General features: G+C 60.3%; 16 protein-coding genes and 2 rRNA genes (1 of these 18 running past the window's edge). 10 read left to right on the plus strand and 8 right to left on the minus strand.

The window, feature by feature from the left end; all coding sequences use genetic code 11:
• Positions 1-2,574 (plus strand): 23S ribosomal RNA (locus AC1D1F_RS18300); it begins 306 nt to the left of the window's first position.
• 143 nt (positions 2,575-2,717) lie between these two features.
• Positions 2,718-2,830: ribosomal RNA gene (rrf, locus tag AC1D1F_RS18305) — 5S ribosomal RNA — on the plus strand.
• Positions 2,831-3,063: 233 nt separating this feature from the next.
• Here the strand turns inward: rrf and AC1D1F_RS18310 are convergent.
• The 3 genes from AC1D1F_RS18310 to AC1D1F_RS18320 all read right to left on the minus strand — a co-directional run bounded on the left by AC1D1F_RS18310 (position 3,064) and on the right by AC1D1F_RS18320 (position 6,510).
• Positions 3,064-3,984, minus strand: coding sequence for an MBL fold metallo-hydrolase (locus AC1D1F_RS18310; protein ID WP_477676560.1), 921 nt, complete (start codon positions 3,982-3,984; stop codon positions 3,064-3,066).
• A gap of 24 nt (positions 3,985-4,008) precedes the next feature.
• Positions 4,009-5,694 (minus strand): AMP-binding protein, encoded by a 1,686-nt coding sequence (locus AC1D1F_RS18315; protein WP_477676561.1) that lies wholly within the window; start codon positions 5,692-5,694, stop codon positions 4,009-4,011.
• A gap of 75 nt (positions 5,695-5,769) precedes the next feature.
• Entirely contained in the window at positions 5,770-6,510 is a 741-nt protein-coding gene (locus AC1D1F_RS18320; protein WP_477696176.1) for a DUF8198 family protein, read from the minus strand.
• Positions 6,511-6,577: 67 nt separating this feature from the next.
• Here AC1D1F_RS18320 and AC1D1F_RS18325 point away from each other — a divergent pair, with 67 nt between their 5' ends.
• The 5 genes from AC1D1F_RS18325 (at position 6,578) to AC1D1F_RS18345 (ending at position 11,138) form a co-directional block, all read left to right on the plus strand.
• The gene (locus tag AC1D1F_RS18325) at positions 6,578-7,084 is read left to right on the plus strand and encodes a hypothetical protein (protein WP_477676563.1); all 507 of its coding nucleotides are present in this window, start codon (positions 6,578-6,580) and stop codon (positions 7,082-7,084) included.
• 17 nt (positions 7,085-7,101) lie between these two features.
• On the plus strand, positions 7,102-8,697 hold the full coding sequence (locus tag AC1D1F_RS18330; RefSeq protein ID WP_477676564.1) for a GMC family oxidoreductase: 1,596 nt from the start codon (positions 7,102-7,104) through the stop codon (positions 8,695-8,697).
• A gap of 41 nt (positions 8,698-8,738) precedes the next feature.
• Positions 8,739-9,647, plus strand: a complete 909-nt coding sequence (locus AC1D1F_RS18335) for an esterase/lipase family protein (RefSeq protein WP_477676565.1) — start codon at positions 8,739-8,741, stop codon at positions 9,645-9,647.
• A 115-nt stretch (positions 9,648-9,762) separates the two neighbouring features.
• Positions 9,763-10,425 (plus strand): helix-turn-helix transcriptional regulator, encoded by a 663-nt coding sequence (locus AC1D1F_RS18340; protein ID WP_477676566.1) that lies wholly within the window; start codon positions 9,763-9,765, stop codon positions 10,423-10,425.
• 65 nt (positions 10,426-10,490) lie between these two features.
• Positions 10,491-11,138, plus strand: a complete 648-nt coding sequence (locus AC1D1F_RS18345) for a Crp/Fnr family transcriptional regulator (RefSeq protein ID WP_477676567.1) — start codon at positions 10,491-10,493, stop codon at positions 11,136-11,138.
• A 13-nt stretch (positions 11,139-11,151) separates the two neighbouring features.
• Here the strand turns inward: AC1D1F_RS18345 and AC1D1F_RS18350 are convergent, their stop codons facing one another.
• The 3 genes from AC1D1F_RS18350 to AC1D1F_RS18360 are packed head-to-tail and all read right to left on the minus strand — an operon-like array spanning position 11,152 to position 15,962.
• The gene (locus AC1D1F_RS18350) at positions 11,152-13,035 is read right to left on the minus strand and encodes a S8/S53 family peptidase (RefSeq protein WP_477696178.1); all 1,884 of its coding nucleotides are present in this window, start codon (positions 13,033-13,035) and stop codon (positions 11,152-11,154) included.
• Positions 13,036-13,043: 8 nt separating this feature from the next.
• On the minus strand, positions 13,044-14,150 hold the full coding sequence (locus tag AC1D1F_RS18355; protein WP_477696179.1) for a phosphatase PAP2 family protein: 1,107 nt from the start codon (positions 14,148-14,150) through the stop codon (positions 13,044-13,046).
• A gap of 30 nt (positions 14,151-14,180) precedes the next feature.
• A complete protein-coding gene (locus AC1D1F_RS18360; RefSeq protein WP_477696180.1) occupies positions 14,181-15,962 on the minus strand; it encodes an adenylate/guanylate cyclase domain-containing protein in 1,782 nt (593 codons plus the stop codon).
• A 387-nt stretch (positions 15,963-16,349) separates the two neighbouring features.
• Between AC1D1F_RS18360 and AC1D1F_RS18365 the strand changes: the two genes are divergently transcribed.
• The 3 genes from AC1D1F_RS18365 to AC1D1F_RS18375 all read left to right on the plus strand — a co-directional run bounded on the left by AC1D1F_RS18365 (position 16,350) and on the right by AC1D1F_RS18375 (position 21,101).
• Positions 16,350-16,769: a 4'-phosphopantetheinyl transferase family protein gene (locus AC1D1F_RS18365; protein ID WP_477677862.1), complete on the plus strand. Its 420-nt coding sequence runs from the start codon at positions 16,350-16,352 to the stop codon at positions 16,767-16,769.
• Positions 16,770-16,781: 12 nt separating this feature from the next.
• Positions 16,782-17,879: a M4 family metallopeptidase gene (locus tag AC1D1F_RS18370; RefSeq protein ID WP_477696181.1), complete on the plus strand. Its 1,098-nt coding sequence runs from the start codon at positions 16,782-16,784 to the stop codon at positions 17,877-17,879.
• Positions 17,880-17,975: 96 nt separating this feature from the next.
• The gene (locus AC1D1F_RS18375; RefSeq protein WP_477696182.1) at positions 17,976-21,101 is read left to right on the plus strand and encodes an ATP-binding protein; all 3,126 of its coding nucleotides are present in this window, start codon (positions 17,976-17,978) and stop codon (positions 21,099-21,101) included.
• 36 nt (positions 21,102-21,137) lie between these two features.
• On the opposite strand, the gene AC1D1F_RS18380 is transcribed toward AC1D1F_RS18375, so the two are convergent.
• The gene (locus AC1D1F_RS18380; protein ID WP_477700794.1) at positions 21,138-21,803 is read right to left on the minus strand and encodes a methyltransferase; all 666 of its coding nucleotides are present in this window, start codon (positions 21,801-21,803) and stop codon (positions 21,138-21,140) included.
• A gap of 21 nt (positions 21,804-21,824) precedes the next feature.
• Positions 21,825-22,370 (minus strand): hypothetical protein, encoded by a 546-nt coding sequence (locus AC1D1F_RS18385; protein WP_477700795.1) that lies wholly within the window; start codon positions 22,368-22,370, stop codon positions 21,825-21,827.
• Positions 22,371-22,473: the final 103 nt, after the last annotated feature.

A 22,473-nucleotide genomic window follows, 5' to 3' on the forward strand; every position in this document is an offset into this window, starting at 1 on the left:
GGCCATAGCGGGTGATAGCCCCGTATGCAAAAAGAGACTTGTGGTACTGAGCTAACGACAAGTAGGGCGGGACACGAGAAATCCTGTCTGAATATGGGGGGACCATCCTCCAAGGCTAAATACTCATCATTGACCGATAGTGAACTAGTACCGTGAGGGAAAGGCGAAAAGAACCCCGGGAGGGGAGTGAAATAGATCCTGAAACCGTGTGCTTACAAAAAGTAGGAGCCTCGTAAGGGGTGACTGCGTACCTTTTGTATAATGGGTCAGCGACTTACATTCAGTGGCAAGGTTAACCGAATAGGGTAGCCGTAGAGAAATCGAGTCCGAATAGGGCGATCAGTCGCTGGGTGTAGACCCGAAACCAAGTGAGCTATCCATGGCCAGGATGAAGGTGCGGTAACACGCACTGGAGGTCCGAACCGACTAGTGTTGCAAAACTAGCGGATGAGCTGTGGATAGGGGTGAAAGGCTAAACAAACTTGGAAATAGCTGGTTCTCTCCGAAAACTATTTAGGTAGTGCCTCAAGTATTACCATCGGGGGTAGAGCACTGTTTTGGCTAGGGGGTCATGGCGACTTACCAAACCAATGCAAACTCCGAATACCGATGAGTACAGCTTGGGAGACAGAGCACCGGGTGCTAACGTCCGGACTCAAGAGGGAAACAACCCAGACCGCCAGCTAAGGTCCCTAAAATTGGCTAAGTGGGAAACGAAGTGGGAAGGCTATAACAGTCAGGATGTTGGCTTAGAAGCAGCCATCATTTAAAGAAAGCGTAATAGCTCACTGATCGAGTCGTCCTGCGCGGAAGATGTAACGGGGCTAAGCCAGTTACCGAAGCTGCGGATTTGCAATTTATTGCAAGTGGTAGGAGAGCGTTCTGTAAGCCTGTGAAGGTGGTGGTGTAAACCCTGCTGGAGGTATCAGAAGTGCGAATGCTGACATGAGTAGCGTTAAAGGGGGTGAAAAGCCCCCTCGCCGTAAGCGCAAGGTTTTCTACGCAACGTTCATCGGCGTAGAGTGAGTCGGCCCCTAAGGCGAGGCAGAGATGCGTAGCTGATGGGAAACAGGTCAATATTCCTGTACCGATGTGTAGTGCGATGTGGGGACGGAGAAGGTTAACTCAGCCAACTGTTGGATATGTTGGTTCAAGCCTGTAGTCGTGCCTGGTAGGTAAATCCGCCGGGCTTAGATGAGGGGTGATAACGAGTCTGCTTGCAGACGAAGTGAGTGATACCCTGCTTCCAGGAAAAGCCACTAAGCTTCAGCTACACACGACCGTACCGCAAACCGACACTGGTGCGCGAGATGAGTATTCTAAGGCGCTTGAGAGAACTCAGGAGAAGGAACTCGGCAAATTGACACCGTAACTTCGGAAGAAGGTGTGCCTTTAGTAGGTGAACCATTTACTTGGGGAGCCCAATGAGGCTGCAAAAAATCGGTGGCTGCAACTGTTTATTAAAAACACAGCACTCTGCTAAGACGAAAGTCGACGTATAGGGTGTGACGCCTGCCCGGTGCTGGAAGATTAAATGATGGGGTGCAAGCTCTTGATTGAAGTCCCAGTAAACGGCGGCCGTAACTATAACGGTCCTAAGGTAGCGAAATTCCTTGTCGGGTAAGTTCCGACCTGCACGAATGGCGTAATGATGGCCACACTGTCTCCTCCTGAGACTCAGCGAAGTTGAAATGTTTGTGATGATGCAATCTCCCCGCGGAAAGACGGAAAGACCCCATGAACCTTTACTGTAGCTTTGTATTGGACTTTGAACAGATCTGTGTAGGATAGGTGGGAGGCTTTGAAGTGTGGTCGCTAGATCGCATGGAGCCAACGTTGAAATACCACCCTGGTGTGTTTGAGGTTCTAACCTAGGTCCATTATCTGGATCGGGGACAGTGCATGGTAGGCAGTTTGACTGGGGCGGTCTCCTCCCAAAGTGTAACGGAGGAGTTCGAAGGTACGCTAGGTACGGTCGGACATCGTGCTAATAGTGCAATGGCATAAGCGTGCTTAACTGCGAGACTGACAAGTCGAGCAGATGCGAAAGCAGGACATAGTGATCCGGTGGTTCTGTATGGAAGGGCCATCGCTCAACGGATAAAAGGTACTCTGGGGATAACAGGCTGATACCGCCCAAGAGTTCATATCGACGGCGGTGTTTGGCACCTCGATGTCGGCTCATCTCATCCTGGGGCTGTAGCCGGTCCCAAGGGTATGGCTGTTCGCCATTTAAAGAGGTACGTGAGCTGGGTTTAAAACGTCGTGAGACAGTTTGGTCCCTATCTTCCGTGGGCGCTGCAGATTTGAGGAAGCCTGCTCCTAGTACGAGAGGACCGGAGTGGACGAACCTCTGGTGTATCGGTTGTCACGCCAGTGGCATTGCCGAGTAGCTAAGTTCGGAAGAGATAACCGCTGAAAGCATCTAAGCGGGAAACTCGTTTCAAGATTAGATCTGCCGGGGCCTTGAGCCCCCTAAAGAGTCGTTCAAGACCAGGACGTTGATAGGTCAGGTGTGGAAGCGCAGTAATGCGTTAAGCTAACTGATACTAATTGCTCGTGCGGCTTGACCCTATAACTTTGATTAATTCGAAGTTGTTATGCCAAGTTGACGCATTCAAAAAGCACAGCCCAGCAGCTGTGCGAATCTAAATAAAATCTGATTTACTCTATGAATTCGATGGGCTGTTCTTTGGACAGTCTGTCAACAAGTTATGCCTGATGACCATAGCAAGTTGGTACCACTCCTTCCCATCCCGAACAGGACAGTGAAACGACTTAGCGCCGATGATAGTGCGGATTCCCGTGTGAAAGTAGGACATCGTCAGGCTCTTACAGCAAGGAACGCCCGGTTGATTTTTGATCAACCGGGCGTTTTCTTTTGTGCGCTTGATTTGCCTGTGTGACAGGTGACCAGGTCGCACGGAGGTTCAAAAAAAGCCCGCATGAATTCATGGCGGGTTTTTTTGTTTTTGGGATGCGTGATCTGCGGGAGAGTGCGAGCTGAAAGGCACTTCCGCAGAGGAGCAACCCCGGATTTCGAACCCAATTAGCCTGGAGCGCTCAAGCGTTCACGATGTACTCGCCATCCCTTTGAGCCACGCCGGCCGCAACCAGCTCATCGCTGAGTTGCTTGATCCACGCGCGGACAGGAATTTCAGCAAAAAACTTGTTCTTGATTTGCAGGAAATAGGGTGTTTCGGTCGCCCATTGCGCAAACTCATCGAAATCCTGGCGCTGGGTTTCGAGCAACTTGAACTTGAGCAGAACTTTCGCGGCATGCTGTGCATGCCTCGATGGCTTGCTGACGAATGAATCCAGGCGCTGGCGTGCTCGTGCCAACACCTCGGGCGCATAGGCAAAGACACGTCCATGCCCGGGAATCACGGTTTTTGGATTCAGATGCTCAATCAGATCAAGGGTCGCAGCGACTTCGGAGAATGCATCCGCGCCCTCGAGCTCTGGAAATACCACACCAAATCCGTTTTCCCACAGGGCATCCGCGGAAATTAGCACCCGAGTCCGAGGTTCAAAAAACACCAGCGAGTGCGGATCGTGCCCAGGCGCCGCATGAACCTGCCACATCGCCGATCCAAAACGCATGGAAATCCCCGGCTGGATCGTCTGCGTAAAGCTGAACCGCGGACAAAGCTGCCCTGTCGGCAAATAAGTCAGCGCTACCGGATCCCAATCCGCAACTTGTTTTGAGTGGCCAGGTGGAATAAAAGTACGAAGGCCTGGATAACGCGCCTGCAAAGCCGCATTACCGCCGCAGTGGTCGCTGTGCAAATGCGTGTTGATGAGCCTATCGAGAGGCCGCGAACCCAGAGCGGACTCCACCAGCGAGAGTGTTTGCGCCGCGTGCGTGCAATAGCCGCTGTCGACCAGCAGGGTTTCGTCACCACCCGTGAACAAAATATTGTTGGCGGAGAGCCAGCCACGCTCGAAAACATGCAGCCCAGGCGGGAAATCCGGCGCAGCCATCAGCAACTACTGCCGAAAAAAAACTCAGGCCGACGCGCGCAATTCACGCCTGAGGATCTTTCCGACGTTGGTTTTGGGTAGGTCATCGCGGAATTCGATGTATTTGGGGCGCTTGTAGCCCGTGAGGTGTTGCTTGCAATAGGCGCTCACGTCGTCCTCGGTCAGTGTAGGGTCGTTCTTGACAACAAAAACCTTGATGGCCTCACCCTGTTTGTCGTCCGCAATACCGATGGCCGCACATTCAATGACACCAGGACACAGGGAAATCACGTTCTCAAGCTCGTTGGGGAAGACATTAAAGCCGGAAACAATGATCATGTCCTTCTTGCGGTCGATGATTTTGGTGTATCCACGCTCGTCCATGATGCCGATGTCGCCCGTGCGCATGAAGCCGTCGGAGGTGAACGCCTTCTTGTTCTCTTCCGGCTGCTGGTAGTAGCCCGTCATGACCTGCGGACCCTTGATGCAGATCTCGCCGGACTCCCCTATCGCGAGCGACTTGCCATCGTCATCCTTGATCGCGACCTCGATGCTGGGCAGAGGCAATCCTATGGTGCCGGTGAAATCCTTGTTGGTCACCGGATTGTTGGTGCCGATCGCGCAAGTCTCACTCATGCCCCAGCCCTCGATCATGGGGCAACCTGTGACCTGCAGCCAGTGCTTCGCCGTGCCTTCGGATGCGGCCATGCCGCCGGCCTGGGAAACACACAGGCTGGAGAAGTCCACTGTCTTGAACTGTGGGTGCTGAAGCAGTGCGTTGAACAAGGTGTTGACCGCCGGCAGCAGGTGAAACGGCCGCTTCTTGAGAACTTCAATGAACTTTCCGAAGTCGCGCGGATTGGGAATCAGCGTCAGATGGGCGCCCCAGCGGATGGTCAGCAGGCACAGCGTCAGCGCGAAGATGTGGTACAGCGGCAGGGCCGCAATGTTGTTGGTTTTGCTGACGTCGCCGATCCGCTTCAGTGCGGGCGTGAACCATTCCTCGGCCTGCAAAATTGCGGCGACGATGTTGCGATGGGTAAGCACTGCACCCTTAGACAGGCCGGTGGTGCCGCCGGTGTATTGCAAAAATGCAATGGAATCCAATGTGCTTTGCGCGGGCTTGAGCGCCAGGCGGCTGCCCTCGGCAATCGCGCGATTGAAGGCGGTGACGCTGCGCCCTTCGCTCAATGGCAGCTTGTACGCCGGCACCAGCTTGGCGAGGTGGCGGACCGCGAAAGTGATCCACTGTCCGTACCAGAAACCCAGCAAATCACCCATGGAAGCCATGACGACGTTCTTCACCGGCGTGCGTTCAATCACCTCCGCCAGGGTGGCCGCGAAGTTTTCCAGGATCACGATGGTCGTCGCGCCGGAGTCGCGCAACTGGTGCTCCAGCTCCCGCGCGGTGTAGAGCGGGTTAACGTTGACGCAGGTGTAGCCCACGCGCAGGATGGCTGCCATGGTGACGGCAAACTGCGGTACGTTGGGCAGCATGATGGCCACGCGGGCACCGGGTTCCAGGCCCAGGGTTTGCAGCCAGGCGCCCAGCGCCGAAGAAAGGTCATCGAGCTGGCCGTAGCTCATCCAGCGATCCATGCACACCGAGAACGGCTTGGCCGCGTTCTTCTTGAACGACTCCTCCAGCAGGTGCGTCAGTGAACGGAACTGTTCGGTGTTAATTTCGTGCGAAACGCCTTCGGGATAACTCTTGAGCCAATGCTTGTTCATACAAACTCCTTGCTGCTCATTGTGAAAGCCGCGCGAGGGAATCCGTATGGGGCTTGTCCTAATGCCGGCGCGATATCAGGGCCCGGCCGCGAGCAAATGGCCCAATCTGGTCTCGCAGGTGACAGCGTCGTCCTCAAAGAGGGCGTGAATCCATGCCGTCTCGCGGTCTTTGATGAGCTTGAGAAACTCGCCCGCTCCGCGCATATCGGCGAATGCATCGAAGCCGGTTTCCAGGAATTGCTGCAGCGAGTTCAGCCCGGCCGCCGCCGCGGGACCGCGCATCATCTTGAGCAGGGTGCGAAGCCCGAACATTCGTGTCAGACGGTCCAGCTCCCGTCCCAGGTGCAGCACCACCTCGAGTTGCCGCTCGCGCGCGGCGATGTCCCCGACGCGGCGCCAACAGCGGATGTAACGCGCGCAGTCACTGCTTTGGGGGACGGCCTCAACATCCGTCAGCCATTCGCGCGCCATCAGGTCGTCGAGCTGTTCCGTCAGCGCGTGCACTTCCGCCAGCGCCGCCGCGGTATTGACCACGGGTTGCGGAAAAAGCTTGGCGATGGTGCCGGCGATACGCGCGAACTGTTGGTCGCGCTCGGCATAGTCCTTGTCGCTGTAGAGCTCCTGCAGAAAAAACGAAGCCGCCGTTTTATACCGATGGCTGTGCAGCAGGTCGGAATAAGTGGCCTGGAAGCGGCGCGCCTGGAAGCGCTTGACCTCGGCGCTGGCCCGGGCCAGCGGCGGGTCGGCCCTGTGCTGTTGCCGAAGCCTGGCCACGGTCTCTAGCGCGTCGTGTATTTGTTGTGCGGAGGCGTCCATACAAACCCGGAGTTTATCTAGGTACGGGCCCCTATTGAAACTTAAATGCCCATGCGAAACTGCCGGGATGCAAAGAAGAACGCTCCTCAAGCTCGGCGCAGCGTCGGCTGCCGTGCTGCTGGTTGCCGGCGGCACGGCCGCGTTGCTGCAGCCCGGCCTCGCCGGCGGCACGTTGAGCGCCTCGGGCCGTGAAGTATTTTCCGCCGTTGGAAGGGCCGTGCTGGACAAGACGCTGCCGGCCGAAGACGGCGCGCGGCACATCGCACTGGACGGCCTGCTCGGCCGCATCGACGTGCTGGTGCAGGCCCTGCCGCCGCACGCGCAGGCCGAACTCTCGCAACTGCTGGCCTTGCTCGCAAGTGCCGCGGGCCGGCGCACCCTGGCCGGTCTGAGCCAACCGTGGGACGAGGCGTCCATCGCCGACATCCAGCGATCACTTCAGGACATGCGCCTGTCCAGGCTGGCCTTGCGCCAGCAGGCCTACGCCGCCTTGCACGACATCACCGCGGGCGCGTATTTTTCCGATCCGGCCAGCTGGCCGCTGCTGGGATATCCCGGCCCCATGAAGATCTAAAGACCACCCCAAGCAGCATGAGCCAATTGAAAGACCCGATCCGCGAGGGCATCGCACGTGGCTGGAAAGTCATGGGCGGTGCGCTCGGGCCTGCGCCGAAAAACATCGGCTGCGACGTCGCCATCATCGGAAGCGGCGCCGGCGCCGGCATCACGGCCGAGCTGCTGGCCAAGGCCGGCCTGCAGGTGGTGATTGTTGAAGAGGGCCCGCTCAAAAGCAGCAGCGACTTCAACCAGAAAGAATCAGAAGCCTATCCCTCGCTGTACCAGGAAAGCGCGGCGCGCAAGACCGAGGACAAGGCCATCAACATCCTGCAGGGCCGCTGCGTGGGCGGCTCCACCACGGTGAACTGGACCAGCTCCTTTCGCACGCCAAACTCCACGCTCAAGTTCTGGCAGGACCGGTTCGGGCTGGACGGCTACACCACGGATGCGCTGGCGCCCTACTTCGCTCAGGCGGAGCAGCGCCTCAACATCACGCCCTGGCTGGTGCCTCCCAACGAGAACAACGACTTGCTGCGCAGAGGCGCGGCCAGGCTCGGGATTCCCGCATCGGCCATTTCGCGCAATGTCAAAGGTTGCTGGAACCTCGGCTCCTGCGGCCTGGGCTGCCCGACCAATGCCAAGCAGTCCATGCTGGTCACCACCATCCCCGCAGCGCTCGACAAGGGCGCGCAGCTGCTGACCGAGACCCGCGCGGAACGCTTTGAGCTGGCCAACGGCAAGGTCACCGCGCTCGTATGCCGCAGCATGGGCGCAGGCGAGACTATCAGGATCGCCGCGAAACATTATGTGCTCGCCGGCGGCGCCATCAACTCGCCGGCCGTGCTGCTGCGTTCGCAGGCGCCCGATCCGCATGGCGTACTCGGCGCCCGCACCTTTCTGCACCCCGTGGTCATGTCTTCCAGCGTATTCGAGCAAAAAGTGGAAGCCTGGAACGGCGCACCGCAAACCATTTACTCCGACCATTTCCTGGAAACCCAGGCGATCGACGGTCCCATAGGCTACAAGCTCGAGGCCCCGCCGCTGCATCCGGTGATTTTTGCGTCGACGGTGCCGGGCTTCGGCCAGGGCCAGCACGAGCTGCTCAAATCCTTCCCCTACAACCATACCTTGCTGGCGCTGTTGCGCGACGGCTTTCATGACGCGTCGCCGGGTGGGCAGGTCAAGCTGCGCAGCGACAACTCCGCCGTGCTGGACTACCCGCTCACGGACTACGTGATGGAGGGAGGGCGCAGGGCCTTGCTGTCGATGATGGAAATCCAGTTCGCTGCGGGCGCGAAACAGGTGCTGCCGCTGCACGAGATGGCCCAGCCCTACACCTCCTGGGCGCAGGCGCGCGACGCGGTCAATGCCTTGCCCATGAAGCCCCTGCTGACGCGGGTTGTGAGCGCCCACGTCATGGGCGGCTGCGGCCTGGCCGGCACCGAACGCCAGGGCGTCATCCGGCCGGACGGCGTCCATTGGCAACTTGAGAATCTGTCGATCCACGACGGCTCGCTGTTTCCGACCAGCATAGGCGCGAACCCCCAGCTCTCCATTTACGGCATGGTGAACCGCCTGGCGCAGGACCTGGCCGGCAGGCTCTCGGGCCGGGTTGTCACACTGGCCTGAGATACTGCGGCTTGATCCGCTTCTTTTTCCATCTCCCATCCATGCTGGCCCACCTGCAAAGACTCATCACCCTGTCCCTGGTCGCAGCGGCCTTTGGCTGGCTGTTCTGGTTCCGCAGCGACTCCCCTGTGCTGGCCGTCACGGGGTTTCTGGTCTTCGTGCTGGGCTACACCGTTTTCCTGGCCCTCGAATTCGTTTTCCTCCATCATGTCAACAAACAAGACCCGGCGCCGCAGCCTACCTGGATGGAACTGCTGCGAGCCTGGGTGGGCGAGACCCTGACGGCGCCGCGCGTGTTCTGCTGGCGCCAGCCCTTTCGCATGAACGTGGTGCCGGACCAGCTTGCGCCCGTTACAGCTGTCCAGGGGCGCCGCGGCGTCGTGTTTGTGCACGGCTTCTTCTGCAACCGCGGTTTGTGGACGCCCTGGCTGCAACGCGTCCGGGCTGGCGGTCGCGCCTTTGTCGCCGTCAACCTCGAACCCCTGTTCGGCTCCATCGACGACTATGCGCCGCAGATCGACGAGGCGGTCCGCCAGGTCACCGAGGCCACCGGCCTGCCGCCGCTGCTGGTATGCCATAGCATGGGCGGGCTGGCTGTCCGGGCCTGGCTCAAGCGCATGCGAGCCGAGGCCCGCGTTTTCCATGTGGTCACCATAGGATCGCCGCACCGAGGGACCTGGCTGGCACGCTTCGGCCATGGCCACAATGGCCGCCAGATGCGCTTGCAGTCCGACTGGCAGACGCAGCTGGACCACGAGATGCCGGCTGGCCGCCATGCGCTGTTCACGTGCTGGTATTCCAACTGCGACAACATCGTGTTCCCGACATCAACGGCTACCTTGCCCGGCGCCGACAACCGCTTGGTCCGCGGCGCCGCCCACGTGCAGATGGCCTTCCTGCCGCAGGTCATGGACGCCACCCTGGCCATGCTGGAGCGCGAGCCGGCCTGAAAAGCGGCCCTGGGGGCAAATTCATGTGAATTTCTCACAAGAATGACCCTGCATATTCACTATCCACATTCGGCCTGGCTTTTTATGCTCATCTATTTGTAGGATGGAGCGCCCCGTGACCTTGTATGCACAGCCCGAAGCCGCCTTCCTGGAGGCCGCCCCTCCTTTTTCCCTGGACGAAACTGATCCGGCGCCGGCACTGTTGGCCCTGCTGCTGGATGAGCTGGCCCACGGCGTGCTCATCGTCAGCACCCAGGGAAAGATACTGCACGCCAACCAGGCCGCCCGGCGCGAACTCGACCGCGCCGCCGTGCTGGGTGCGGAGCGGGGCGAGTTGAAGGTCCTCATGCCGGCCGACGCCAAAGCCTTCCAGAATGCCCTGGGCAAGGCCATGGCCGGCAAGCGCGGCCTCATCAAGCTGGCGGCAGAGGGCGTGGATTTCACCCTGGCCCTGGTCCCGCTGCAGCGCCAGCCTGGCAGCCCCTGTGACCGGATCGCGCTCATGTTGTCGCGCGTGGGGGTGAGCGAGTCCGGCGTGTTCGGTGCGTTCGCCCGCAACCACGGCCTCACCCACACGGAAGAGCAGGTGCTGGTCTTGCTATGCCGCTGCCTGAGCACGCCCGAGATCGCCACGCAGATGAAAGTCGCCGTCTCCACCGTGCGCAGCCATGTGCGCAGCCTGTGTGCCAAGACCGCCTCCAGCGGTGTCCGGGAATTGGTCAATCGCGTGGCGATCCTGCCGCCCATCGCCCCCTTGTCGATCGGACAGATTCATTGACATTGATATTCGCGTCGGGACGGCCGGCAACGTGCTAGATTACGACTCATAACATGAGTCCGCATATGCCTCCCGAAGAAGATCTTTACGCCCATTTGACCCCCGAATTACGCACCCTGGCCATGCGCGGCGCGGTGCGAAGTTACCCCAAAAAGGCGGTCGTCATCAATGAGGGCGAAATCGGGGACAGCCTGTTCGTGCTGCTCAAAGGCAGCGTCAAGGTGTTCTCCATGGACGAAAGCGGCCGTGAAATCACCTACGGCAGGATTCATTCAGGCGACTACTTCGGTGAAATGTCGCTGGACGGAGGGCCTCGTTCCGCCTCGGTCATCACCCTGGAGCCCTGTACCTGCGCCGTGCTCAGTCGCGCGGAAGTGAGCGAACACTTGGTCGATGAGCCAGGATTCGCCATCAATCTGGTGGTCCAGGTCATCCGCCGTGCCCGCACCGCCACGGAAGCCGCCCGCAATATGGCGTTGCTTGACGTGTATGGGCGATTGATTGCCGTGCTGGAAGCCCACGACGACGTCGCGACCCGCGATACCGCCGAGGGCGTCACCTTGGAGGCGATCACCCACCAGGATATCGCCAGCCGCGTCGGCGCCTCGCGCGAGATGGTCAGCCGCCTGCTCAAAGACCTTGAAAAGGGCGGCTACATCGAGATGGGCACCAAGCGCATCACCCTGCTCAAGAAACTGCCCAGTCGCTGGTAGCGGCGAGGGCGGTCTATATCGCGTTAAAGATGCGCCGCGTTTCCTGCGGCGCCGCGGCACTGGTACCCTTTAGCCGGACGGCTGAACTGCTGTAGGTGCCGGCAGCCCGAACCCCCGTCAAGGCGGGATTCTCATCACTGAACGCCGCGGTGCTGGCGGTTTTCACCACACCGGGACGCTCAGGCCTGCCTGCATCGGGGTCCGGCTTTTGCGGGGAGTAATGCGCCCAGTGTGAGCCCACGATCCGCGTGCCACCCACGGATACCGTCTTGCGTCCGGTGGCAATGCTGTTGAAATTGCCGCTGCGCCGGATCAAGGTCGGATTGTCGGGGTGATCCACGAATGACCACGGGTTCCCGCTCATGTCGTACAGCTTGTCTTCAAAGTGCGATTGGCGCCCGCCTCGCGGGCCGGTCACCACGTCGTCACGTTCCACATAGGCGTCTATCGTGACCTTGCCCGGCTTCGTGTTGGTCAGCTTGATCTGCCACACGCCGCTAGGGGCCGTGGCGACACCCTTGTCGAAACTGAAGGTGGGTGCCAAAGCGATCAGCGCGCAGGTGCCGTGTGTGCCGGTTGCCACGCTTTTGGGGTAAATCAGCGCGCACAGCGGTTGCGTGCCGTTGCCCGTCCACATGCGGGACTCGCCGAAGTCCAGCGCCGGTAGTGCGGCGTGTCCAGGAGGCGTGATTTCTATCCGGATGCCGTGGGCCTGCGGCGGTAGCCATAACTCCAGGAAGTTTTCGGTGGCGTCATTGGGTTGCCCGCGCCAGTGCAGCACTGCGTGCTCATTTTTTGCCAAGGTCACGTTGGCGTGCGTGCGCAACTGGTAGCTGTTGCCTGCCGCCAGCACGATCCGCAGCCGCTGGCCGCACAGCGTGATCAGCTGGTCCATCGCCGCTTCCAGCAGTGAACTTCCGTCATGCGGCCCGGCCAGGGTGCCGAAGCTGATGTTGGTCACGATTTTCGCGTCATGCGCGCAGCGGGAAAGAACATACATCAATCCATCAAGGACGTGTACGTTCATCGAGCCGCCCGAAGTATCGGCCACGGTGTCGTAGTCCAGCTGCACGGCGACGATGTCGCAGCGGCTGGCATCGTCATCGGCCAGGGCCCAGCTGGCCGGCCCGTCAAAACCGGGCGGGAGATCGGCCATCTGCGCCACCAGCGTGCGCGGGCCGCACGCCAGGTCCAGCACATGCGTGCCGTGGCTGACGCGCTTTTCCAGCGCCTTGAGCTTGAAATGCCGGTACACCTCGCCTTCATCCACCAGACCGTTGTAGCTGCGCTGCTGCATCGCCTGGTTGATGTCGGCGGCCGTCAGCTCATGGCCGTAACCCAGGCCGACCGGCGATCGGCCCACGCCTTTGCCGTCCTGCCGCCAAAAGTAGCGCGTACGCGCCTTGCCCTTGTGCAAGAAGCTGGCATTGGCAAAAGCCAGTCCGTCGTCGATCAGCGCCATGACCTTGCCCTTGAGCAGGGGCGGGGCGCCGGTCGTCGTCCCGATGAAGCCCGGGCCTTCCGTGTGAAGGCCAGCGGCCAAACCCAGCTCCAGCCGTTTGACCAGCGCGTGCAGGTTGCCGCCCGGCTGGATGTGCTTGAAGAACGCCGGCTTGACGCGGGCTGTGCAGTAACGCAACCCAGCCGGTGCGGCACTGGAGGTGTACACCGGCGGCACATGCAGCCATTGCGGCGAGGCCGCGCTTATCAACTGGGCGACGCTGACGCCGGGGTTGAGTTCAATCGCCACAGCAAGCCACTTCGGCTGTGTGCCGCCGTAACCCACGAAGCTATCGGCCTCAGCCCATATCAGGTAGGGATCGAAGCCGTTCGTCGCGTCCGGTTTGCCCCAGTCAATGCCGGTGAAGCCGCCTTTGGGAAGTTTGTGCCAGGTCATGGGTGTCCTTACTTCAGGGGTTCCCACTCTTTGGCCGCCTTGGACCACATAAAGGCCAGTAGCGGCGAGGCCGCCACGGTACCGATTTTGGTGAGGTACTGGTAGTAGCCGCTGTGGTTGTCGTCCATCGGAACGCGCAGGTCGAAATCGACAACGTCGCCCTGTGGATCGTGAAACTTGCGGCCGTCGAAACCGCGTTCATGCAGCTGGTTGCTGCCAAGGCAGCGCGCCGCGAAAAACTCGCCCAGCGCGGTGCCGAGCAGCCGGCCCACGGCGCTGTCCACCGGGTAGTGCAGGCCTGCCACCGTGCGATTCACCGCGATGCGCGCCGCTTGCCGCTCCAGTTGCTCCCGGTATTTGGCCGCCGTGCCGTTGGCGCTTTCCAGCAAGGCCAGCAGCACCGTGGCGACGGCGAAGGCTTCGGTGGCATGCCCGCTGGGCCAACTGGCATGGCCGGGGGTGTCAATCATGGGCTGGATCTGCGGCGACAGCTCCATGGGACGCGGGCAGGCGAAGGCGTGCTTGAAGCGCATCTCCACGTCGGACGTGAGCGCCAATGTCAAGGCGATCAGCTCCAGCGTCCATTTATGGCGGTGCGGCTGCAGGCCCACGATGGATCCCCAATACGGGACCTGTGGCGTCATCTGGCTCAGGATTTCGCTGCCGCGGTCTTCACGCAGCTCCGCATAGTTGGCCACCAGCCCCACCTGTTGTTTGAACACCTTGGCCGTGGGACGAACCAGGCGAACAATGGCATGGTCCTTGAGCGGTTTCTTGTTGAGGTCCACAAACCCCAGGGTGACCGACTCGCGCGCCAAATGAACACCGAAGTGAAGGCCGCCCATCAGTTCAAGCGCGCAGACCTGCAGGCGCCGCTCAGCCGCCCACTGCGCCAGCCGGTCCGGCTTGTCGATGGGAAGGGGAAGGTTGACCGGCAAGGTCGGCCCCTGGAATGGCCCTGCGAGGGCCGCGCTGCTTTTTGTCATGCCATCGGCCAGCAAGGGATTGGCGTCCGGCGCGCCGAAACCACCAAAACCACCGAAACCGCCAAAGCCACCGAAGCCACCGAAGCCACCGAAGCCACCAAAACCGCCGAAGCCACCATTAATGCTCATCTTCCTTCTCCTCTTATTTGTATGAAAAAACTATGCAGGTAAGCCCGCGACGCTCAGTGCATCTGCGCAAATCCGCCCCATCTCAAATCGACTACTCGGGGACCGTTGCAAAAAGCTGGTCACAGTCAATGTAGGTTCCAGCAACAGAAGCTGAGTGACGGTCTTTTTGGCTTCTTCCACTTGCCCATCGAGCGACTGCGCAATTGCGAGAGCGCGCAGGGTTGACGTGTGGGTGCGGTTGACCCTCAGGGATCGCTTTGCCAACTCAATGGCTCGCGGGTAATTTCCCGCTGAAATTGCGGCAGAAGCTGCCAAGGCATCGTAAAAATAGCGGATCGGATCCAATGGGGACAGGCCCAGGGCTCTTTCGCTGGCCTTGAGTGCAACTTCTCCCTCGCCCCTGAATGCATGAAGCGTTCCCATCAGAAGCCATGCCATCGACTCGCTGGGATTGATCGACAAAGCGTGCTCATAGCGCTGTGTCGCGGTATCAAAGTCTTTTAGCAAATTGGTGTGAACGAATCCATCAACCGTCAATGCCAGGGTACATTCCGGCTCGAAGTCCAGCGCCCTCTTGGTGCAATCAAGTGCCCGCTTTGCCTCGAGTTCCGCATTTTCCGTCCAACCTTGCTGAACCCGCAGAACATGCCATTTGGCCAGCCAGGCATGAGGAACCGGATGCCGGCGGCTTCGATCAATCAGGTGTTCCAACATCTCGCGAGCACGGTCAAATTCGCTAAATCCTGTACGGTGCATCAGCGCGACCGCACCCAACAGCAGCGTGTAGCCATCCAGAGTCGGCAGCGCCTGGCTCCGGGCACGTTGCAGTTGCTGGGACATGATGGAAGAACTGATGGCCGCCACGAGCCGGGAGATCAACTCATCATCTGTGGCAAACACGCCGTGTACTTGCCCCTTGAGATTGTCCGCCCACACCAGTTTCTCGGTTTTGGCGTCAATGAGCTCTACAAACAACGCCAACTGCGTGCCCGCACTGCGGCAGGTGCCTGAGAGGATATAGGTCGCACCCAAGTGTGTGCGGATATCCTCAATTGCCTCATGCCGTTCGCGAAAGACCGTCGTGGACAGCCGCGAGATGACGTGCAGTTCCGAGGTCCGGGACAGTGAGGCGATTACCTCGTCTGCCAGTGCTTCACCCAGCATTTCATGCCCGGGTTCGGTGCTTCGCATTGCAAAGGGGATGACCGCGATGGTGGGCCGCAAGTCGAGGCGCACAGCACTACCGTGGGCGATGACCGGATGCTCGCCGATCGGGCCTATGCGGTAAGCACGAACGGGTTTCTCAACATGCTTGAGGTGGCATTCACCCAGGTCTTCAACGTCGGCATCCAGATTGGCGGTGAGGTTGTCGCGCAACTCGGCCGTTACCACCAGTTCACCGGGACCCGCCAGCGTACAAAAGCGCGCAGTCAGATTGACGTCGGTGCCGTAAATGTCGTGCTGGTCGGCCACGAAGCTGGCCAGGTGGCCGCCCATACGCAGATGCATCTGCTGCTCGGGCTGCAGGCCGGAATTGGCCTGCTGGCTGAAATCCTGCATGGCAAACGCCGCCTTGATACCGCCTTGCGCGTTGGCAAATTCCAGCATCAGGCCGTCACCCAGGCTTTTGACGATGCGGCCGCCATGCTGCGGCAGAATTTGCTGCTCAGCTTGCAGCACCAGTTGTTGCCACCTCTGTACGAAATCATCTTGATCCTGCTCCATGATCCTGACGGACTCCACCACATCCATGACCAGCAGCACCTTCGTGCTTCGGCCCATGCGGGTAGGTAATTCGGTCGGGGGATTCATCGTAAATGGTGTAACAAAGTTTTACCTCCTCATTTTGGAGGAGAACGCGGGTAATGGAAATACTGCGCGCGGCTTTATCTACAGAAACATCGGAATTGTTATGCTTGAGCAAAACCCATGGTAGATTGCATTTAGCTGCGGTTTTGATGCACTAAAGGTCCGCTTTGCGGCTGCCTTATACAAAAACTGGGGTGAACGTCGCCATCCTGGATGGGCTAGCCGCCTTGGGAAAATATCGTCCGCAGTGTTCAACTTCTGATCCTGTGCTGAAGGCGATAGGGTGCCAGGTGAGCGAAAAGACCATCGGGATTTCAGATTGGAGTAATTTTGCGCGTACTAATTGGGGCCGGTGTTTTTTCAGCGACAGGCTCCCTCCCGTTTCAAATATTGCCTTTTCTGATTCTGTCTCTCGTGTCGGAAGGGCGCATTGATATCGTTTATGCCGGATGGGTGGGCTCTGCATATCTCATCGGGATGCTTTTCAGCACCCTGTTATTGCCTCTTTTCAGTGTGATCATCACGCTGGGACAGTTCAGCGTGCAAAAGAGCTATTCGACGCTTGCGTACTTCCTGCCGCAGCAGTATTCCGGCATCGTCCCGCCCGAAGAGCGCCGTCAGCGCCAGGCAACGCGCGCGGTGCTGCGAATGGTGCTTGGGCGTACCGGTGTCGCTGCTGCTGACGTTCGCATTGGCACGGGAGCCTATGGCAAGCCTTGTTTGGTGGATTGCCGTGCCATCGGCTTCAGTGTGCCGCATTCGGGCGGCTTGAGCCTGTTGGCATTTGCGCCCCGGCTTTTTTCGCACTGAAGGGCCGAATTCGTGAAACCCGCGTACCGCTGCTTTTGTTTTGCCGTCCCGTCCAAGCTTTTTCGCAAGCTCGCCGAGAAATCCGGGGAAGAGGAGCGCCAGCGGCTCAATGAGCACATCGAAAACAGCATGCGGCTGCGCACGCACCGCCATGTCTGCGCCAAGCAGGCGCCCGTTCCCCGCACGGTCCAGTCCCCCCAGTCCTTCATGCCGGCGCAGGCCTATCGCCGCAGTATTTTTAATGCCGGCTTCGACACCGACCTGCCAGGCAAGCCGGTGCGGCATGAGGGAGACAAGCCAGTCAAGGACCGCAGCGTCAACCAGGTGTACGACAACACCGGCATTGCCCTGGATTTTTTCCATCGGGTTTTTGGGAGGGATTCCCTCGATGACCGCAGCATGCGTGTGGAGTCGGCCGTGCATTTCGGCAAAAATTTTGCTAACGCCATGTGGACCGGGGAGCAGATGGTCTACGGCGACGGCGACGAGAATGTCGGAGGCTTCACCGAGGCACTGGACATCATCACCCACGAACTGACCCATGGCGTCGTCCAGCACATGATCCCCGGCGGCCTGGGCGTGGTCAAGCTCGCGCGCAAAGACCGCGAGTTCGAGGAGCAGACGCACATGCTCCAGGGCCAGGCCGGCGCCCTCAACGAATCCTTCTCCGATGTCATGGGCAGCCTGGTCAAGCAGTGGCATCTGGGCCAGACGGCGGCGCAGGCGAACTGGCTGCTCGGCGAGAACATGCTCGCGCCACAGCACGGCAAGGCCATACGATCGCTCAAAGACCCCGGCAACCGCAAGCTGACCTGGTATGACGACGATCAGTTCAAGACCATGGAGCAGTATGTCGACGGCGCCGACGTGCACGACAGTTCCGGCATCCCGAATCATGCGTTTTACCTGGCTGCCAAAAAAATAGGCGGCTTCTCTTGGGAGAAGGCCGGGCTTATCTGGTACGAGGCTTTCCCCAAACTCAAGCCCAAGGCCAGCTTCCTGGACGCAGCGCGAGCGACAAGCCGCGTCGCTGGCGCGCGCTTCGGCAGTAAGTCAAAAGAGTACATCGCCGTGGTTTCAGCATGGCAGGCCGTAAAGGTGCTCCCCTGACGCAAAGCCACTAATGCCTTGATTTGTTGCGAGGGTCGTGCAACGATTCGGCTTGGTGGTTTTCCTGTTGTGGAGAGGGACTAAAAGAAGATGTCGTTGCGCTGCGTTTCGTGCCTGACCGTGAATCCGGTGAGCAACCGGTTTTGCGGTAACTGTGGCGCCGCCTTTGGGCTCAATGTGCAGGAGCCCGCCAGCGCCCCCCCGCTGGTCTCGGAAATTCAATGGGGTGCGCTCAAGCACGCCACCATCCTGTTCGCGGACGTTGTCAGCTCCACCGAGCATGTGGCCGGGCTGGACCCGGAGCAAGCCATGGAGCAGTTGCGGCCTGCCGTGCAGCGCATGTGCAATGCGGTGGAGCGCTTCGGCGGCACCGTGGTGCGCACGCTCGGTGACGGCATCATGGCCCTGTTCGGTGTGCCCCGCGCGCTGGAAGGCCATGCCAACCTTGCCTGCGAGGCCGCGCTGGCGATGCAGATGGCTTTCGAAGGTCCCGACTCGAGCCTGCGGATCCGGGTTGGCCTGCATTCGGGCCAGGTCGCGCTGGACCCTGAGGCGGTCGACGCCACCCGAGGCGGCGGCGTGCACGGCCATTCGATTCACCTGGCCAGCCGCGTGGTGGCATTGGCGGAACCCGGCGGAATCTGCCTGACGGCTGACTGCCTGTCGCTGGTGCGCTCGGCCTGCGAGACCCGGCCCATGGGCAAGCACCCGCTCAGGGGCATCGCGGAACCCGTCGAACTGCACGCCCTGCTGGGTATGAAAAACGACGTGCAGAGCCACAGCTTTCATGAGGCCGCGCTGTCGCCTTTTCGCGGGCGTGCGCAAGAGCTGAGCGCGCTGCAGGATGCGCTGCGCCGCGCCGAGAACGGCGAAGGCTCCGTGATTGGCTTGTCCGGTGCCCCTGGCACTGGCAAGAGCCGGCTCTGCCATGAATTTTCGCAGTGGTGCCATATCCGCTGCGTTCCGGTGTCTGAAGTCAGGACCCAACTTTACGGCCACGCCACTCCCTTGCAGCCGGTCCTGCTCTTGCTGCGGAGCTGCTTTTTCCACATCACGCCGGAGCACGATGCGGCCCAGGCGCGGGAGTGCATTGCGCAGGGGCTGGCAAAGCTCGGGGTGGTGATGCAGGACGACCTCGCGTTGCTCAGCGAGTTCCTGGGCGTGGCCGACCCGAACAGCCAGCCATGTACGCTGAACGCCAAGGCACGGCGCGCCAGGCTGCTGGGCCTGCTGCATGAACTCGTAAAACAGGCTGGGGCCAACACCTCCGTCATCATTTTTGAAGATCTTCATTGGCTGGACGATGCCAGTGCGGAGTTTCTTTCGGCGCTGGTCGCCGCCGTGGCTGGAACCAGGACATTGCTGCTGCTCAACTACCGGCCGGGTTACCAGGCTCCGTGGTGGACGATGCGCCACTTCCGGGTCATGCAGCTGGCGGAGCTGAGTTTGTCCGATACGGAGGAACTGGTGCGCGACCGGCTGCGCCACCATCCAGAGTTGCTCGATTTTTTCCCCCTCATCGTGGAGCGCTCGGCCGGCAACCCTTTCTTCGCCGAAGAGTTAATGCATTCGCTGGTCGAAAAAAGCGAATCCCTCGGTGCTTCAGGCCACCGGAAATCGGACATCGCCTCCCTGGTCCACACCTTACCTGCCACAGTGCAGGCCGTGATCGGGGAGCGTATAGACCGGCTTGTCGCCACCCAGAGGACATTGCTGCACATCTGCTCCGTGATCGGCAAGGAGATTCCGTTGGCCGTGCTCCAGGAAGTGGCCGTATACCTGGTGAGCCAGCTCGAAACCGGCCTGGACGGCCTGTGTGAAGCTGAACTGCTGCAACTGCTGCGGGAGATCGCGGGCGGGCGCCGCTTCGCCTTTCGCCATCCTCTCATCCAGGAAGTGGCCTACAGCACCCAGCTCAGGGCGCGACGCGCCAATCTACATGCCGCGGTGGCCATTGCCATGGAGGCGCACTACAGCGCGCAGCCCGGCGAGTTTGCCGCGCTTATCGCCTATCACTACGAAGCCGCCGGCCAGCTTGTGAATGCGGCGCAGCATGAGGCCCGCGCCGCCAAATGGACGGGCTCGACCAACTCCGGCCAGGCGATCAAGCATTGGCGCAAGGTGTGGGCATTGCTGGAGGGGCAGGAGCGATCACCCAGCATCGATATCCTCAGGGCCTTGGCAGGCGGGCGCATCATGTACCTCGGCTGGCGCGAAGGGCTGGATCCGCAGGAGGTCCAGAAGATCAGCCACGAAGCGATTGATCTGGCCAGGCAGGCGGACACACGGCTGGAGCAGCTGCTGCTGTTCGCGCAGGCGCGCATCGTCCAGTCGGGTGGTGGGCCGGCCGATGACTATGTGCAATGCGTGCGCAACGCGCTGTCGCTGACGCCCCCGGGAAAGGATGTGGGCCGGGTTGCCATGCTTAATGTGGCGCTCAGCCAGGCCTATGGTTGGGCAGGCTTGCTGGAACAGGGCCTGGATGCGAACGACGCCGCCCTGCTGGGGGTCGCCAACATCGACCAGTTCGACCGGGAATTCATTGACTTCAGCATTGAACAGTGGCTCTTCGGCATTCGCGCGCGATTGCTCATACGCATGGGCCGGCTGGAGGAAGCCAAGAAGTGCCTGCAGCAAATGGAGGCCGCCGATGGGGGGTTGAACGACCCGGTGATCGAACAGATCGCGCATTACCTGTATGTGGAGTTGGCCCTGTGCTTTCGCGACACGGCGCTCGCGCAGAAGCATTCGGCCAAGGTCGCCAAGATCGCGCAAGAACATAAAAGCCCTTACTCGAGGGCCTTCGCCTTGTGGTGCGGCGGCCTGGTTGAGGCCACCGCCGGTGACCTGGAGTCGGCACAGCGAAGCTATTCCCAGGCCCTCGAACTGATTATGGGCACCCGTGCTGCGGTGGAATTTGAAACCGAAATCCGGGTCAGCCTTGCCGAGCGCCACTACCAGGCTGGAGACCATGAGCAGGCGCTGGCGACGGCCAAGGAAGCGTTGGCGCTTTCGCAGCAGCGCAGCAACCGCCTGACCGAATGCCGGGCGTTGATTGTCTGCGGCGGTGTCCTGGGACAAAGGGCCGACGCCGGTTCCTGGAGCGAGGCTTCTTCACTGTTCAATCAGGCGGAACAGCTGATCACCCTTACCGGTGCCCGGCTTTATGAGTCTGGGTTGGTGGGCGAACGGGACCGCCTGGCGCAACTGATGGCGCGCTAGGTGCCGCGCCGCCCACCGTGGGCCGTTGCGGCCGTCTCAAAGGGGCGCCCGCACGAGCAGGGTGTATTCCTCCTGTAGTCCGTATGCCTGCAACACCTCGACCGTAGCACCCAGGACCTGTTCGCAGTGCCGCTGCCAGCGCTCCGGCGCTGCGCGGTAGAGTTCCGGCGGATCCATTTCACTTTCCGCAAGCGGGGCGAGGAAATTGACCGCGAATCCCACACGGCTGTTGCTGCGCATGTCGGCCAGGGTCCGGGCGATGAAGGTTTCCCACAAAGCCCGCGGCTGGTTCAGCTTGACATTGAAGATGCCGCTGGCGACCGAGTAGTCCGCCACCCGTGGGCTGGCGTTCGCCGCGAGAAAGTCCGTCAGTGGGCGCTTGCGCCATAAAAGGCGCGCCTGGGCCACCATGGCGGCGGACAGATCCACACCAAGGTAGTCGACGCGTGCCGCATGCTGGTGCCGCTTGGCCAGGAAGGCCAGCAGCGCGCCATAGCCGCAGCCGATGTCGTTCAGCGAAAAAGGCGCGTGCAGGCCGGACACGCGCAGGAGCTGCTCAAAACGCAGTTCCTGCGTGGGCAGGCAGGGCCAGTCCACCCCCGCAGGGGTAGGGCCGTGGATGTTGACCTTGTGCGAGTAGTAGCGGTCTATGCCCGCGTACAGCGCGGCAAGCGGATGGTCAGCGGACAGACGCCCGGTCATCATGGGAGCCTGTCATCCCGCTCACTTTTTGGTGGCCGGTTTCTTGGCGGCCGTTTTTTTGGCGTCCGCTTTCTTGGCTGCGGATTGTTTGACCGCGGAGATCGGCTGCATCGGAATGGAGATCGTCAGGTAGTCCTGCTCCAGGTAATGGATGGGCTGGCTCTTGTCGATGATCTTCACTTCCGTGTTGGCCTTGTCGCCGCGCATGTCATGGGAGGTGAAGAAAACCGGCAGCGGTGTTTTGGCGGCCAGGTTCTTGATGAGGGCGTCCACGATGGCGGCGTCGCCGTCCAGGCCCTTTTTGTTGGAACCGTGCCGATACAGGTTGCCCAGCAGGTTCTGCCAGAGGTTTTTGACCTCGTTGTTGCGGGCGCCGAGATTGAGGGCGGCGCAGCTCATCTTGAACGAGCGGCCCTTTTTGAAGAGCTTGAACTCTTTCTGGAGGTCGACCATTTCCAGGATGCCGCCGAAGTGCGAATCCTTGCCCTGCGACGGAGCAAAACGCAGGTTCAATTCATCCAGCATCGTTCCGATGTAGATGTCGTGTTCTTTCATGAAAAGGCCCATAAATTTCTCCAGGTGTTTCGGTTGATGGAATGACTGCGGTACTTTTGTAACTCTGCCATGGGCGTTGAACGCCTCTTGTCAGGAGCTTTATTTCCCCGAAAAC

Source organism: Polaromonas sp. P1_H6 (genome assembly GCF_056405195.1).

Bases quoted from the DNA above. Each gene is read 5' to 3' on its own strand.
- AC1D1F_RS18350 (WP_477696178.1), bottom strand. From the start codon at position 13,035: ATGACCTGGCACAAACTTCCCAAAGGCGGCTTCACCGGCATTGACTGG.
- AC1D1F_RS18385 (WP_477700795.1), bottom strand. From the start codon at position 22,370: ATGGGCCTTTTCATGAAAGAACACGACATCTACATCGGAACGATGCTG.
- AC1D1F_RS18380 (WP_477700794.1), bottom strand. From the start codon at position 21,803: ATGACCGGGCGTCTGTCCGCTGACCATCCGCTTGCCGCGCTGTACGCG.
- AC1D1F_RS18320 (WP_477696176.1), bottom strand. From the start codon at position 6,510: ATGGACGCCTCCGCACAACAAATACACGACGCGCTAGAGACCGTGGCC.
- AC1D1F_RS18335 (WP_477676565.1), top strand. From the start codon at position 8,739: ATGCTGGCCCACCTGCAAAGACTCATCACCCTGTCCCTGGTCGCAGCG.
- AC1D1F_RS18355 (WP_477696179.1), bottom strand. From the start codon at position 14,150: ATGAGCATTAATGGTGGCTTCGGCGGTTTTGGTGGCTTCGGTGGCTTC.
- AC1D1F_RS18330 (WP_477676564.1), top strand. From the start codon at position 7,102: ATGAGCCAATTGAAAGACCCGATCCGCGAGGGCATCGCACGTGGCTGG.
- AC1D1F_RS18315 (WP_477676561.1), bottom strand. From the start codon at position 5,694: ATGAACAAGCATTGGCTCAAGAGTTATCCCGAAGGCGTTTCGCACGAA.
- AC1D1F_RS18310 (WP_477676560.1), bottom strand. From the start codon at position 3,984: ATGGCTGCGCCGGATTTCCCGCCTGGGCTGCATGTTTTCGAGCGTGGC.
- AC1D1F_RS18325 (WP_477676563.1), top strand. From the start codon at position 6,578: ATGCAAAGAAGAACGCTCCTCAAGCTCGGCGCAGCGTCGGCTGCCGTG.
- AC1D1F_RS18360 (WP_477696180.1), bottom strand. From the start codon at position 15,962: ATGAATCCCCCGACCGAATTACCTACCCGCATGGGCCGAAGCACGAAG.
- AC1D1F_RS18345 (WP_477676567.1), top strand. From the start codon at position 10,491: ATGCCTCCCGAAGAAGATCTTTACGCCCATTTGACCCCCGAATTACGC.